Annotated in this window: 12 protein-coding genes and 4 tRNA genes; 8 read left to right on the top strand and 8 right to left on the bottom strand. The window is 31.9% G+C overall.

What is annotated here, in order from left to right; genetic code table 11:
- Positions 1-288: 288 nt before the first annotated feature.
- Genes BKH44_RS02025 through BKH44_RS02005 form a run of 5 tightly spaced genes read right to left on the bottom strand, consistent with a single transcriptional unit; the run spans position 289 to position 5911 of the window.
- Positions 289-753 (bottom strand): tRNA (cytidine(34)-2'-O)-methyltransferase, encoded by a 465-nt coding sequence (locus BKH44_RS02025; RefSeq protein ID WP_095269582.1) that lies wholly within the window; start codon positions 751-753, stop codon positions 289-291.
- Between the two features lie 28 nt (positions 754-781).
- Positions 782-3025 (bottom strand): endonuclease MutS2, encoded by a 2244-nt coding sequence (locus tag BKH44_RS02020; RefSeq protein ID WP_095269580.1) that lies wholly within the window; start codon positions 3023-3025, stop codon positions 782-784.
- Positions 3025-3438 carry a hypothetical protein gene (locus BKH44_RS02015; protein ID WP_180674078.1) on the bottom strand — a complete coding sequence of 138 codons (414 nt, stop codon included), beginning with the start codon at positions 3436-3438 and terminating at the stop codon, positions 3025-3027. The genes BKH44_RS02020 and BKH44_RS02015 overlap by 1 nt, the downstream gene beginning before the upstream one ends.
- Positions 3438-4775 (bottom strand): UDP-N-acetylmuramate--L-alanine ligase, encoded by a 1338-nt coding sequence (gene murC, locus BKH44_RS02010; protein WP_095269578.1) that lies wholly within the window; start codon positions 4773-4775, stop codon positions 3438-3440. The genes BKH44_RS02015 and murC overlap by 1 nt, the downstream gene beginning before the upstream one ends.
- Positions 4775-5911, bottom strand: a complete 1137-nt coding sequence (locus BKH44_RS02005) for a succinyldiaminopimelate transaminase (protein WP_095269576.1) — start codon at positions 5909-5911, stop codon at positions 4775-4777. The genes murC and BKH44_RS02005 overlap by 1 nt, the downstream gene beginning before the upstream one ends.
- A 137-nt stretch (positions 5912-6048) precedes the next feature.
- On the opposite strand from BKH44_RS02005, the gene BKH44_RS02000 reads away from it, so the two are divergent.
- From BKH44_RS02000 to BKH44_RS01970, 7 genes are all read left to right on the top strand, one after another.
- A tRNA-Gly gene (locus BKH44_RS02000) sits at positions 6049-6123 on the top strand.
- Positions 6124-6218: 95 nt separating this feature from the next.
- A tRNA-Leu gene (locus BKH44_RS01995) sits at positions 6219-6306 on the top strand.
- Between the two features lie 14 nt (positions 6307-6320).
- Positions 6321-6395, top strand: a tRNA-Cys gene (locus BKH44_RS01990).
- 27 nt (positions 6396-6422) lie between these two features.
- Positions 6423-6510 (top strand) — tRNA-Ser (locus BKH44_RS01985).
- A 121-nt stretch (positions 6511-6631) separates the two neighbouring features.
- Positions 6632-7030 (top strand): DUF1090 family protein, encoded by a 399-nt coding sequence (locus BKH44_RS01980; protein ID WP_095269574.1) that lies wholly within the window; start codon positions 6632-6634, stop codon positions 7028-7030.
- Between the two features lie 82 nt (positions 7031-7112).
- Entirely contained in the window at positions 7113-7505 is a 393-nt protein-coding gene (locus BKH44_RS01975) for a DUF1090 family protein (RefSeq protein ID WP_095269572.1), read from the top strand.
- 132 nt (positions 7506-7637) lie between these two features.
- Positions 7638-9119 carry a Na+/H+ antiporter NhaC family protein gene (locus BKH44_RS01970; RefSeq protein WP_095269625.1) on the top strand — a complete coding sequence of 494 codons (1482 nt, stop codon included), beginning with the start codon at positions 7638-7640 and terminating at the stop codon, positions 9117-9119.
- Between the two features lie 465 nt (positions 9120-9584).
- On the opposite strand, the gene BKH44_RS01965 is transcribed toward BKH44_RS01970, so the two are convergent.
- Positions 9585-11069: a phosphoethanolamine transferase gene (locus BKH44_RS01965; protein ID WP_143428286.1), complete on the bottom strand. Its 1485-nt coding sequence runs from the start codon at positions 11067-11069 to the stop codon at positions 9585-9587.
- A 360-nt stretch (positions 11070-11429) separates the two neighbouring features.
- Between BKH44_RS01965 and BKH44_RS01960 the strand changes: the two genes are divergently transcribed.
- The gene (locus BKH44_RS01960; protein WP_095269569.1) at positions 11430-13379 is read left to right on the top strand and encodes a 6-hydroxymethylpterin diphosphokinase MptE-like protein; all 1950 of its coding nucleotides are present in this window, start codon (positions 11430-11432) and stop codon (positions 13377-13379) included.
- Positions 13380-13396: 17 nt separating this feature from the next.
- Here the strand turns inward: BKH44_RS01960 and BKH44_RS01955 are convergent, their stop codons facing one another.
- Positions 13397-14188, bottom strand: a complete 792-nt coding sequence (locus BKH44_RS01955; protein WP_095269567.1) for an ATP-binding protein — start codon at positions 14186-14188, stop codon at positions 13397-13399.
- Positions 14188-15537: an MFS transporter gene (locus BKH44_RS01950; protein ID WP_095269565.1), complete on the bottom strand. Its 1350-nt coding sequence runs from the start codon at positions 15535-15537 to the stop codon at positions 14188-14190. The genes BKH44_RS01955 and BKH44_RS01950 overlap by 1 nt, the downstream gene beginning before the upstream one ends.
- Positions 15538-15621: the final 84 nt, after the last annotated feature.

Here is a 15621-nt window from a genome sequence, read left to right as displayed (position 1 = left end):
GAAATTGGTTTTTGGTGGTTTATGGGGTGCTATATGCTGGGCATTGGGTGGTCTTATTTTTTGCATCACAATCATAGGTATTCCATTTGGATTGCAGTGTTTTACGATGTATCATCCCTTCAAATCCTCTTTTGCCTTAAATATAATAAGCATGGTTTTGGCCAATCAAAACAATTTGATGATTAGAAAGTTTTTCTATCAAAGAATCATAAGAAATCATTTTATTGTTTTTTAAATAGATAATTTTTCCTAAAAAATATTTGTCAATGCTCAAACGCTAAACAGTCATTAGAATTTTAAATAATTGTGGCTTTGTCGTATTGCTTCATAAAGCACTGCACCTACGGCAGTGGCTAGGTTAATGCTACGAGTATTTTGTGTCATTGGGATTTTTAGTGTTTGATTGGTGTATTGCAAGAGGATTTTTTCATCAATACCAGCATCTTCTCTGCCAAAATATAAAAAGCATTCATCGTTAAAATGAGCGTTAAAATAATTTGTTTTCGCTTTTGTAGTGAGGAAAAAGTGTTGATTATCAACTGGATGTGATTTGAAAAAATGCTCAATACTTTCCCATTCTCTAAAATCTAGTTTTTTCCAGTAATCCATTCCAGCTCTTTTGAGTGATTTTTCATCAATGAAAAATCCTAAAGGATGTATCAGATGTAATCTGGCATTTCCAGCAACACATAGTCTTCCTATATTGCCTGTATTTTGAGGGATTCTAGGTTCTATAAGGATGATATTTATCATGAACTTCCTTTTTTTGCAAAAACATCGTTTATAGTTTTACAATTTTTGCTCCAAAACCACCCATTTGTGGAGGAGCATCGTTAAAATCTATGACTTTTGGGTGTGTAGAGAGAAAATTTTTTATTACAAAGGATAACTTACCTGTGCCAATACCATGATAAATAATAACTTCATCAAAACCTGCTATGAGAGCATCTGAGAGAAATTTATCAAGTTTTTCTATGGCTTCTTCGCTCCTCAATCCGTGTAAATCAATGCTAATGTTAGCATTTTTTGGATTTTGAAATTGGATTTTGAAATGATTTTTTGTTAGAGGGGGATTGGTGATGGTTTTGAGTTTGGAGCTGTGTATTTTGAGTTTAAGTCCTTCATCAAGTTCAACAAGACATAAATCAGCATTTTTTCCTATCACTGATCCTTTTGAAGAGCCATATTTGACTCTTTCTCCAATCTTAATTTCTTTTTTGACTTGTTTGGGCATGATGGATTTGTTTTCTTTTTTGAAGGTATTTAGAATTTTATTGGCTTGATTGATTTTTTTATGTATATTGCTAAGCTCTTTTTCTTTGGTTGCTGCTTTAAGCTCATTGAGGGCTTCTTGATAGGTAGTTTGTAAATAAGATTTTTCTTTGTCATATTGCGATTGGATTTTTTCAATCATTTCTTGTTGTTCTTGTTTTTTCTTTTCAAATTGAGAAATTTTATCATCTAATTGGGCGGTTTTTTGTTTCAGAGTGATTTCAAGTTGGGTAGATTTTTCTATCAATTCGTTGAGTTTTTCTTTGTCTTGTCCATAGATTTCTTTGGCTTTTTTGATGAGTGTTTCTGGGATACCATATCGTTTCGCACTATCAAAAGCATAGCTTTTTCCAATACTGCCGTATAGAAATTCATAAGTGGGTATTTGTTTTTCTTCATCAAAAATAGCTGCACATATTTGGATTCTATCATCTTGTGCCATCATTGCAGCAAGCCTTTTGTGATGAGTAGTGATGATTATTTTAGAATTTTTATCTAGCAAGTATTCTAATAGTATTTTATAAAGACTTGCTGCTTCATCTGCATCTGTTCCTAGTTCAATTTCATCTACACCTATCATTAAATCATCAAGATTAAGGATTTGAGAAAAGTTTAACATCCTCCCTGCAAATGTAGAAATATCATTTTTACTATTCTGGGGATCTGCAATGATGGCAAAGAGATTTTTAAAATTGGGTATTTTGGAATGGTTTGCATTGATTTTCATTGGTAAAAGGTGTTTTGCTAAAAAAATACTACTCATTATAGATTTTAAGAGCATTGTTTTTCCACCTGCATTCACGCCTGTAATCATTAAAAGTTGAGAGGTAAAGTCAATATCAATCGATTTTGGGTGAGTGAGGGCAGGATGTGAAAAATCTTTCAGGATAATGTTTTTATTAGTAGCCTTATTGGTAACAAATTCAAGGTTATAAGTTTTTGCAAAATGGACTCTAGCTTGGAGGTGATCAAATTTGTCAAATTCTTTATTGATAAAGCTTAAAAATGATAATTCTTTTTTTAGGTTTGCAGAGATATTTTTACATATCTCATAAAGACAAGATTGTAGTTTGTCATTGAGTTCGGAAATTTTTTGATGGATATTGTAGATTTCATTGGGCAAGAGATAGAAAAATCCACTTTGAGATCGTGAGATGATGATGCCTTTAATACTATGATTAAAACCTGATTTTAACAATAATGTTTCATTCCCGTTGATGTAGTGGATTTGTTTATCTACAAGATAGGGGGAAAGTTTATTTGAGTGTAAAATCTCTTGAAGGCTTTTTGAAATTTGTGTTTTTTGTCTAGAGAGTGATAGGTTCAGACTGTCTAGTTCTTCATAAATACCAGATTTTATTTGAGGGGTGTTTTCAAAATGTTGGCTTAATATTATCAAATTTTGAGGGATTTGGATATTTTGAAGGTATTTGTATAATTGCATTTCTTCAGTGATATTAGCTAATGATTTGAGGTATAAAAAGTAACGTATGATTTTTATAAATTCAAAAATTTCTTCTATTTTTAAGATACCAAATTTTTTTAAATGTAAAATTTGATTGTCTAAATTTTTTATTTTTGAAGGAGGAGTGAAAACTATTTTATCAAGTTCTTTGATAAAATAGTTTAAAACTGATCTGTCTCCTTCTAAATGGATAGGCTTAGGTCGAGCAAAAAAATCTTTAAAAAGCTCAATAAAATCTTTTAAATCAAGCTTTTCAATCAGTGATTCATAATGATGAGGTTCTTGCATTAGTCTCTTTGGAGTTCTTCTTCAATATTTTTAGGGATAGAATCTTGAGTCTCTTCACTTTGAGTGATGATTTTGCAGTTGTCCAAAGGAACCATGATATTATTCATCACACTATCTTTTTTCCCAATGAAACTAAGAGTGCCTGTTACTAGATTGAAATTTTCTTTATTGATGATGATGCCATTGCATTCAAGCGATTCTCCTCTTAAAAATGCAGTTTGGAGTAGTAGATCATTTTTATCTGATTTGCTTTGAAAATAACTATAAATTGCAGCCAAAATACCAAGCAAAACAAGCACACATACTGCAATGATTTTTTGTTTTAACTTGATGATACCAAAATCCCTTAGGATAAAATACAAAAGAGAAAGTGTGAGTAATAACACTAATAAAATCGCTAATATGGAGGGCATTATTTTTCTCCTCTTAATTGATAAGTAATATCTCCGGCTCCAAGACCAACAACAATACCTTCTTGAATCGTTTTGATAACATTATTTTGACTCATCACTTCAATATCATTGTCTTTTTTTCTGATTTTTTGTGCAAAAATTGGACGATAATGTCCAAAAAGATTTTCCATATCCAGATCAATTTCTTTTTCTCCAGCTTTCCATACTGGTAAAATTATCAATTCATCGCAGGATTGCCCAAAACATTTTTTAAAGTCTTCCAAATTGTCTAAAAGCCTCGAAAATTTATGAGGTTGCCAAATAGCTATGATTTTATTTTCACCTTTTTTGAGTTTTGAATAAATACTGATTGCTTTAAGTGTGGCTTTGATTTCGGTAGGGTGATGGGCATAATCATCAATGATCGTGAGCTTATTTTTTTGGATAATATCAAAACGTTTTTTGATGCCTTTGAAATTGATTAGATTTTGACGAATTTGTTCAATTTCAAGTTCAGGCAATGCGGCTAAAATTGCTAAAGATGCATTCAAAGCAGTATGCTCACCAAATCCCCATACTTCAAATTTTCCAAATTCTTTAAGGTTGAAATGCGTGTAAGGTTCATCATCTTTAAGTATATAGGATATGTTTTTGATGTCTTTTGATGGAAAGAGCTTTATACAATCAATATTTAAGGTATTCAAAAATGGATCTTCAGCATTAATGCAACAAATTGAAGCAGAATCTAAAAATTGTCTGTAAGCATTGTAGAAATGCTCCAAATTATGATCGTAGTTTTCCATATGTTCAGGTTCTGCATTTGTTACAATTGCACAATAAGGATTTGAATTTAAAAAACTTTTGTCAGATTCATCTGCTTCAAAAACAATGCTTTGACTTTCAATTTCCCTCACATTTGAACCATATTCTTTGCTGTCAGCTCCAATGATGGCTCCAAAGTTAGGGAAAATAGCACTTAGCATTGCACTTGTAGTGCTTTTTCCATGAGCCCCACAAATACTAAAAACTCTTTTATTGCATAAAATGAATTCTAAAGCCTCTTTCCTTGAAAGGATAAGGATTCCTTTTTTTTGTGCTTCTTGGATTTCAATATTATCTTTTTTTATGATGGCTGAATGGATGATGACATCTTGATTTTTGATAGCATCTTGGCTATGAGGGATATTGATAGGTATGCCCATTGAGCTTAAATATCTCGTAGCATTTGCTTCAACAATATCTGAACCACTGATGTCTGCTCCTTGTGCTTTGAGGTATTTGGCAAGTCCAGAGATCCCTATACCGCCTATACCAATAAAATGGATTTTTAGTTTGTTGATCTCTTTTTTGAGAATCATTATGAGCCTTTTAAATAAGAGTTGAGAAATTTTGAGATTGTTTCTAATGCAAGTCTTTGGATTTTTTCTTCATAAACAAGAGCAATCCTTACAAAGCCTTTTCCTGCTCCTTGTCTACCTAAAAATGTTCCGGGTAAAACAAGTATACCTTCTTCTTGATAAAGCTTTTTGCAAAAATCAATATCATCCCTTACATATAACCATAAATAAAAAGTATATGGAGGAATTTTTGTATTTGGAAATAATTCTTTGGCAATTTGTAGATTTTTTGCATATTTTTTTCGTATTTGTTCACATTCTAAAGAATCTTCCCAAGCTTTTGCACTGGCTTTCTGAAGAGGGTTTGGTATGGCACACCCTAAATAGGTGCGGTATTGTTGATAGCCTTTTAATATTGTCTCATCTCCTGCTATAAAACCGCTTCGTAAACCCGGTGCACATGAACGTTTTGAAATTGAGTTGAGTGCTAAGATATTTTTAAAATTTTTATTCCCTATTGCATAAGAAGCTTCTAAGATTGAGGAAGGTGGATTTGACTCATAAATTTCGCAATAACATTCATCATTTAGCAAGATAAAGTTATATTCTAATGACCATTCCACCCATTTTTTGAGTTCTTCCAAACTGAGTGTAGCACCTGTAGGGTTGTTTGGCGAATTGAGGATAACAAGATGAACTTGTTTTTTTTGCTCCGTGTTTAAAATAGGTTTGAAGTCATTAGAGTTTTCAAGATTCATATAGATAGTTTTTGCCCTAGAGGCAATAGCGGCTCCTTCATATATTTGATAGAAGGGATTGGGATGGGCCATGATAGGTGATGGTGTATCAAAAAGGATGTATTGAGGGAAATTAAAAAGAGTTTCACGAGTTCCAAAAGTTGGGATAATTTGACTAGATTTTAGCTGAAGATTAAAGCGATTTTTTACAAAATTTAATTGAGCATTTTTTAAGTAATCCTCGCCAGTACTTTTTGGGTAATAACGTAATTCATCAGTGTGGTTTTTGAGTTCAGATTGGATAAAATCTGGTGTTTGGAATTGGGGTTCTCCTATTGTAAGGGCAATTACTTTTTTTTTAGGTGTGATAGATTTGATGAGTTCTTTTAGTCTTTCAAATGGATAAGGCTCAAAATTCACTTTTCATCCCTCTGATTTATTTTAGAATGCTTATTGTATATAAAATTTTGTAATTTTTTGCTTTTAGGCTTGATTTTTTCAAAAAGGGTTGCTAAAATTGCGTGCTTGATATTTCTGTAGTTGTTAGCTAAAAATGTGCGGGAATAGCTCAGTGGTAGAGCACAACCTTGCCAAGGTTGGGGCCGCGGGTTCGACCCCCGTTTCCCGCTCCATTCATTTGACTTTCAAAATCAATTTTCAAACTTTGATTTTTTTGTGCAGATTGAGTCAATATAAATGTTTTTGAAGAAATACTTTATGATAGAATGCCCGGGTGGTGAAATTGGTAGACACAAGGGACTTAAAATCCCTCGGATATTGCTTCCGTGCCGGTTCAAGTCCGGCCTCGGGCACCACTATTTTTGGAGATGGCGACATAGCCAAGTGGTAAGGCATGGGCCTGCAAAGCCTTGATTCCTCGGTTCGAATCCGAGTGTCGCCTCCAAAAACTTTTTGATGTATTTAAAAATTTCGGGAGATGGCTGAGTGGTTGAAAGCGGCGGTCTTGAAAACCGTTGAGGGTAACACCTCCGGGGGTTCGAATCCCTCTCTCCCGGCCATTTTGTGTGATGCTCCGATAATACAATACAAAATTTTAGATTTAATTTATCCACTTCTTGTTATACTAGAAAACTATTCAAGTAAAAATTTTATTCAGTTGCCTTATAAAGGAACTTAAAAATGTTAGAGAATGCTACGAAAATATTTTTGTTGATGATTTTATCATCTTTTGTTTATGCTGGTCCTATATGTGAATATAAAATTAATGACATGAAATATCAACTTGTTTATGCAAAAAAACAACATCTAGATAAACAAATCCCTTTATTAGAAAAAAATCTCCAAAAATTTAAAGATAAATGCAAGGATTCTGATATCCTTAATGATATCTATCAAAATATTGAGATGACTCGTGATAATCTTAAAAATGCAAAATCTGATTTCAGCCAAGCTCAAATTGAAGGGAATGCTTATAAAATCAGACAAGCACAAATTCATCTTGAGATAGCCAATAAGCAATATATCGCAGCACAACAAGAATTATTACGCATGAAAGATTTGCTTAGGACAGAAAAATAAATCATAACCTACTTTTTCTTCAGGTTATAGTATAATAGTTATGTAATTTTGTAAAAAATAAATTTTTAGGGAGAAAATATAGATGAAAAAAGTAATTATTTTGGGTGCTTTAGCCCTTAGTATTTTAAGTGCTGGACCAATATGTGATTGGAAAGCAAAAGATGTACAATCCCAAATAGATTTTGCAAATAAAAATGGGCATAAAGATAAAGTTGATGGTCTTCAAAAAGCACTCAAAGAGCTTAAAGATCATTGTTCTGATGCTAAAGTTCTAAAAGAGAGTCAATTGCGTGTAGATAAACTTGAGAAAAAATTTTCTGAAGCTACTGATAAGCTCAAAGAATCAAAAAAGAAAGACAAAGCTTCTAAGATAAAAAAAGCAGAGATGAAACTTAAGCTCATACAGACCGAGCTTGAAAGTGCTAAAAAAGAACTCCAGCAGATGAAAGATTTGCAGGCAAGCAATAAAGCATAATTAAAAACACAAATATAAAAGGCTTGAGTACATTTTGGTATGATTCCATTTTTGTAAAATCTAAATATGGGGGATTTGATGAATTATGCTGATTCTGTCTTGAGTTTATGTGTACCTATTTGTGTAATTTTAATGGTTTTTTTCACCAAAAGAGTATTACTTTCTTTATTTGTAGGTATTCTAATTGGTGGAATTTTTATGCATCATGACAATATTTTTGAGGTATTGTTTTATGTTTATACAAGAATATCTTCTGTCCTTTATACTCTTCAGACTAATGAGCAAGGTCATCTTACTTTAGATTTTAATTATTCAAGTGTATATGTTTTTGGTTTTTTGATTTTACTTGGTATTTTGAGTCAAGTGATTTTTTATTCTGGTGCTGTGAATGCTTTTGTAAAATGGGCTAGAAAACGTGTCCAAAGTGCTAAAGGATCAGAATTTATTGCTTTTATTGCAGGTATTGTTATTTTTATTGATGATTATTTTAATGCTTTGACTGTAGGGCAAATCTCAAAATCCTTAAATGATGCTAATCATTCTACGAGGGAAAGGTTAGCTTATGTTATTGATTCTACTTCTGCACCTGTATGTATTTTGATGCCTATTTCAAGTTGGGGGGCTTATATCATTGGGATTATGCAAACAAGTATTCCTTCAACGGCTGGGACTGGAGATAGTTTGTTGGTATTGATAAGTAGTGTATGGAGTAATTATTATGCTTGGTTTGCTCTTTTGGCTGTATTTTTGACTATTTATTGGCAGATTAATCTTCCAGTAATGTCAAAAAATAAGAATGTAGGGGTTGTTGATTTTCTCCAAGACAATGATTTGAATAGGCAGTCTTCAAGCTCAATTTGGTTGATAATAATCCCTGTATTTGTCTTAATTTTCAGTATTGCTTTTATGCTTTTATGGACAGGTTACAAGGCTAGTGAAGAAATCAATATTTTGAATATACTTAAAAATGCTGATACTGCTTTTTCTTTATTTTATGGAGGTCTTTTTGCTGTAGTGATAAGTATTGTTATCTCTTTAAGGTATTTAGACAAAAGTTCTTTTTTGCCAATGTTTTTACAAGGGATAAAAAGTATGTTGCCTGCAATTTTTATTTTGATTTTAGCTTGGGCGATTGGACCAGTGATTCGTGATGATATGCAAACAGGTTTATATTTGGCAAATTTAAGCAAAGAGTTTTTATCTCAGGGGACTGTTGTTATGATGCCTGTGATTTTATTTTTAATATCAGGATTCATCGCATTTGCCACAGGTACAAGTTGGGGGACTTTTGCGATTATGTTGCCTATTGGAGTGAGTGTAGTGAGTGCTTCAGGGGGTGATATTATCCTTTCTATTTCTGCAGTGCTTGCTGGGGCAGTGTATGGGGATCATACTTCTCCTATTTCAGACACCACTATCCTTTCAGCTACTGGAGCAGGATGTTCGGTGCAAAGCCATTTTATCACACAGCTTCCTTATGCTAGCACTGCAGCATTAGCAGCATTAATGAGTTTTGCTATCGCTAGTGTGAGTTCTTCAATTTTGGCAGGCTATATTGTGGGTATTATTTTTTTGGTAGGTATATTTTATTTTTATAAAAGATTTTATAAATAGTTTAAAATCTTGCCTTCTAAAACAAAACAATTTTCTCTAAAACCATATTTTTAAGTATTCATTAACAACATTCTATGACAAAATAATTTTATTTAATTTTTCTTATGTTCTAAAAATTTATATTTTGATGAGCGTTTTTATGTTTTTTCAAACCTTTTAAGACATGTCTTAAATTTTATTTTTTAAGCATTATAATGAATACATCAATTATAACTACCATTTATTTGTTTGAGTCTTATTTAAGCACCTTTAGCTTCTTGTTATAAATACGAGTAACACCGCTTTAAAGAACAGATTTGTTCTATTATCAGTCCAAGTTGGGATAGAAGTTTAAGACTTTATCCCAACCAGAAAACATTTTATTTGCTAAGCACTTATAGAAAATTTTTTATTTAAATTTAAAATAAGCTTTTTTATGGGTCTAAAAATAAAATCTATAATCTAGATAGATTTTTGAAGTATTTGCTATTGCTTGAGATAATCAATATTCCCGCAATAAATCCTTTTTCGTTGAGTGTCAAAATCAGGACTAAAAATATCTTTGTTTTTGATATTATCTTTTGTCTTGATATCAATGAGGGGTAAAAGAGATTGAGAGAAATCATCTGTCATGAAAGGTTTTTTGAGGGCAGATTTTATAGATTTTATTTTATCTGGGTGGTTGTGTTTGAACTCATCAGTTACAAAAATCATAAATGGTATTTCCACTCCATAGTTATCGCAAGTGTGTCCGACAGAATTCCTACTTTGAAACACATCTTGAGCATGATCGCTGAAATAGAAAATGATGGAATCAGTGTTTTTGAAAAGATTGAAAATTTTATTCAGTATTGCATCTGTATAGTAAAATGAATTCACATAATCAGCGACTATTCTTAAGTCACTTTTATGTGTTATATGCAGTTTTTTAGTATCAATATCACTTGGTTTGAATTTTGCATATGATTTTGGAAATCTATTTTTGTATGGAATGTGAGATCCTTGCAGATGAAAAATAATGAAATTTTTATCGCCTAAATGTTGTTTGTTTTTTTCATATAAAGGGATTAATTCTTCATCATAATTATTGCTCACCCCATTTGATAAATGTGTCCAAAAGGCAAAATTTGCTCGAGTTGAAATAGCTGTTGGGGCATTTCCCCAAACACTTATTTTTTCTTGATTAGAAAACCAAAAGGTTTTATACCCTGCTATCTTCATGATATCTAAAAGATTCATTTGTTTGTACCAAGGTATTTTTCTATTTTCATAATCGCTAAAATTCAATATTGTTTCAAAAACACCTGATGTATGTGCTTGAGGGCTTATAACATCATCAAATACAAATAAATTGCCCTCCTTTTTTAGTTTGTCTGTATTGGGTGTATTGTCTAAATCATAGCCATAGATATGCATAAAATTTCTTGAAGCACTCTCACCTATGATGATGATGACATTAGAAATTTTTGTATCGTTTTGTAATATGTAGTTATTAAGGTTTTTGAGGTTTGCTTCTAGACTTGATTTATAGGTTTGATATTCTTTGATATAAGTTTTAGTATGGTATGCACTAAGACTTAAAGAATATATAAAATTAGTCATATTTACGAGTTCTGCAAATTTTCTAATTGTATGAAAACTATCATTCCTTATATAATCTTTGATACCTAATCCTGATAAAATGAGCAGAGCAATAGCTAAAAAAATGCCTGCAAATTTTTTGTTTATTTTTAAAATAAAATCTTTTTTAATGGCGAAAAATGCAATACAAATGCTTGTATAAACTATAACGAGAATAATGTTATTTTCCATTTGAAAATAAAACTTCAAAAAACCATCAATTTCAAATTTTTGAGTAGCAAAAATTGTATCGGTAAGACCTTCTGAAATGGGTGTGTTGAAGTTCAAGATACAAAATAAATCAATGAAACCTAAAATCATACAGAAAATAACGATTATATTTTTAATCATAATTTTTAATTTTTTAGATTTGATAAAATCTAGTAGAAAATATATTGCCAATAATAAGATAAAACTATATAATACTATTCTAAGATAATTGCTTATTTTAGTGAATGGTTCGAAGAATGGAATGATGATATTTATTAAAATAAAAATATAAAATCTTTTATCTAATATCAAAAAACTATCCTAAATTTAAAATAGACAGAATTTTAATATAAAATATAAAAATATGCAATATATTATTTTATTTTTTATACAAATTATTTATTTTTTGAGATTCTGATAGTTTTTGGGATAAGGCTATTGCCAAAATATGCAATAATTTGATTGAAAATTAAAAACATAAAATTTATCCTAAGGTCTATAATGACATTTTTAGAGCTTTTAAAAACCAATGATCAGGAAAAAATTCAGTCTGAAATTTCATATCGATTTTCTAAAAATATGGAGTTTTTTCATCATACTTCTCCTAGACTTTTTGATGCATTGAGATTGCCTCCAGATGAGTATAATTTACTCTTTGATGAAAAAGGGTTTAATATTATCCACCTTAAAAATCATCAACTGACTTATCCTTGTAATGATAATAAACACACTATGGTTGAGGTTTGTGAGGATATTGCCAAATCACCTATTTCTAATCCAAAATGGAAGATACATACTAATAATATTTATTTGCATAAAATGGATACATCAAAGCTTTCTATCACAGGATTTGCTTGTAATCAATTTATTGATTTATTGCATAAGCATGGAGGGATTAAAGAATATTATTTGAGCCGATCTTTTTTGCCTTCAACAACTATTTTTGGATTACTTGGAGGATTATTTTTAGAATTCATACGTGAAAGGGGAGTTTTTTTTCATTCTCTTTTGATTTTTGAAGAAAATATAGATATTTTTAGGATTAGTTGTTATTTTGTTGATTATGAAAAGCTTTTTGAAAATACTTCTCCAAAGAGTTGTTATATTTTTGTGAAAGATTTGATAGACAAATTTTTTATCCGTAATTTTTTTACCCAAAAAAAAATCACTAATAATTTTTTAAGGCTTGAGCTTAAACTTTACTCTAGTCCAAAACTGGATGCGACCCAAAAGATTATTGAAGAAGAATATGCAAGCAATGCTCGAGGTTGGGGTAGTTTTGAAGATGAGATGATTGGTGTAGATAATGCGTTTAAAAATCTTTCATACAAATCACTTAAAAATCCTGTTTTGAATTTACCTAAGAGGGTGAATGCTCCTATTTGTGTCGTTGGGAATGGGGCAAGTTTGGATAGTTTATTGCCTTTTATTAAGGCTAATGAAGACAGGATGATAATTTTTAGTTGTGGGACAGCACTCAAACCTCTTAAAGATTACGGAATTCAACCTGATTTTCAGATAGAGATTGAGCGAATAGATTATCTTGTAGATGTGCTTAAAAATGCACCTTTAGGTGAAACGTCTTTGTTGTGTGCAAATATGGTCAATCCTTCTGCCCTTGCCCTAGCTAAAGAAGCTTATATTTTTATGCGAGGAGGGAGTTCAAGTGGCTACCTTTATGGATCTAAAAGCGTGATAGAGTTTAGTGCTCCTTTTGTCGGTAATGCAGGTTTTGCGTTGGCTTGCCAGCTTGGTGGTGAAGTCTTGATGTGTGGTTTAGATTGTGGCTATATTGAAGGGATGGGCAAACATGCTTCTTCTTCATTTTATGGTAAAGAAGAGTTTGTATTGCCTGCTGATGCATTTCTAGTCAGAGGAAATTTTGATAAAACTGTTTATACAGATTCTATTTTTTTACTTTCTCAACACCAAATCACGCAAGCTATCAAAACTTTCTCCCCTAAAATGGCTTTGAATCTTGGCGAGGGTGCTTATATTGAAGGGGCTAGACCGACTCGACCAGAAGAGTTTAATTTAGTAAAAATAAAGAAAAAAAAGATACTTAGACAAATGAAGAGTTACTTCAGTAAAAATTCTAAAGATATTTTTAGTGACTTTAAAGAAGATCTTTATACATCAGAAATTTCAAATTTCAAAGATCAATTGATGAAGTGTTTTAAAACCCGTATTAATACTAAAAAAGAGCTTTTTGGTTTGATTGATGATATAAATACAATATGTGCGAAAAAAAGTTTTGTTTCGCCATTTGTTGGTATTTTATTTGAAGGGTCTTTGGCACATATTTCTCAAAGCTTGATGATAGCGTCTTTACACTTGCCAAATGATGAAATCAGTTCTTTTTATGAAGATGCCAAGTTTATTATTTGGGAAGCTTTAGACAAGATGATGTTTAAGTATCGTTTGAGGGCACTAATGGAACCTAGTTTGTAGTATTTTAGCTCGATATTTTATGCATCCAAATAATTTTTGTCACTGAAACTTTCTGCATGGATATTTGAAAAAGCATTTTTAAGTGATTTGAAAAATTCAGGATTTGTGTTTTCCATATTTGAGAGGAAATTTTTTGTACTCAATCTAGCAATAGGTGGTTTATCTGAATCAGGTTGTTTGGCAGGGCAGTTGCAGTCTGGAGCTGTCGGGATATTTTGAGAATGTACAAAATCAATACTTTGTCTTTCACGGATATGGATGAGGGGTCTGATGACTTGAAGTCCATTTTCAGCTCTATATATTGGTGCCATACTCCTTAAAGATCCATTATAAGTTAGGTTCATAAAAAAGCTTTCTGCAGCATCATCTAAATGATGAGCGATAGCAACTTTATTGTAACCCATTTCTAATGCTTTGCTATAAAGAGCTCCTCGACGCATTCTAGAACAAAAGCTACAATATGAACTGCCTTCTCGTCGTTTTTCTTTGATAGTTTCTGCGATGCTAGTATAGTGGATTTCGTGTGGGATGTTTTGATCTTGGCATAATTTTTTGAGCCATTCAAACTTTTCTCCCAAACCATAATGGATAGTGATGGCTTTGAACTCGAATCTAAAAGGAGCATGTCGTTTCATTCTTGCCAATATACAGGCTAATAAAATAGAATCCTTTCCTCCGCTCAATCCTAATAAAACCTTGTCTCCTTCTTGAATAAGTCCATATTCGGCATTGGTTTTGCCTACAATATTGAGGATTTTTTTGCTGATTTGATATTTTTGAGGTTGGTCATTTGAACATATTTGATTCATCAGTTGGATTCCTTGTTGAATTTTTTGCAGATTTGAATGATTTGCTCTTCTGTATGGATTTGTGCTTCATATTTTACAATGATTATTTTTTCATTTTCATTCACATACCATTCTATGATGCCTTCAATTTGATTGAGTGCTTTGAATTTTTTTTTGTCATAATCATCCAATGCAAGATAAACATTTTTTTGTTTGGCAGGATTTTTTAAAAAAATCAATGTCAATATCCAAAATATACAGATACATACAATGAGCAAGGCTACTTTTTCTACACCTAATTGATGATAAAGGATACCACCAGCAGTCCCCCCCACAAATGAACCTATATAACCATATGTGGTGAATATGCCTAATGCAGCTCCTCTTTGATGAGCTTTAGCATATTTACTTGCCAAAGATTGCATTATAGGTTCTAAAGTGGCAAAACCAATAAAGAATATCATAATACCTGTAATAAAAAGCCAGATTTTAGGAGTATGGATATGGATATCAGCCAATGCAATGCAAGTGTAAGCAATCAAAAACATTGCCACTCCATAAAACATTACAAATTTAGCTTTGCTATATTTTTCAGCAATAATACTTGCAGGAGCCATTGCAAGTACTCCTATGATTGCACCAGGGGTATAGATTTTCCATAGATTTTCTTCGCTCCAGCTAAATTCTTGCACAATCACCAAAGGTATGATGACAAATATCAATGTCATCAATGCTTTTTCAAAAAAAGAACTTAGATTGATGACCCATAGATTTTTATCTTTTAAGGTATCTTGCCATTTTGGTTTCCCTTCGAAAGAATAAGTGATTTTTGGGGTTGAGGGGACTTTAGTGTAAAGTAATATTATAGAACAGAGGGTCAAAAATGCAGTGATACTGAATAATAATCCTACCCCCAAATTAGCAGCTATGATGGGACCAATAAGCATAGCTAGGGTAAAGCTAGCGAAGATCCCACCACCCATTATTGCCATGGCTTTAGTGCGTTGTTCTTCTCTGACAATATCAGTGATTTGTGCACTGACTACTCCTCCAATGGCTCCTGCTCCTTGAATAAGTCTTCCAATTACAAGGAGTTCAATATTTTTTGCAAGTGCACAAATAATAGATCCAACTAGGAAGACAAAAAGCCCTAGCATAACAATTTTTTTTCTATCATATCGATCGCTTGCAATTCCAATAGGTGTTTGGAATATTACTTGAGTCAGGTAAGCACCACCTACAGCAAGTCCGAGCATTGTTGCAGAAGCATTAAAACTCACTGCATAAAGTGAGATAACTGGTAAGACAATAAAGAGTCCTAAGAATCTGAGTACCGCAATTCCTGTTAAGGGAAGAATATTTTTTATCATAAAAGCGACCTTTTTGCGGAGTGGGTTATTATTTTAGGTATGATTATACTAAAATAATCTGTTAGATTTTGGGGATTTGATAGT

It is taken from the genome of Helicobacter sp. 13S00477-4 (assembly GCF_002272785.1).
Taxonomy (GTDB): domain Bacteria; phylum Campylobacterota; class Campylobacteria; order Campylobacterales; family Helicobacteraceae; genus Helicobacter_J.
Note: the sequence above shows the minus strand (reverse complement) of the source record. Positions and strands in the feature narration are given on the sequence as shown.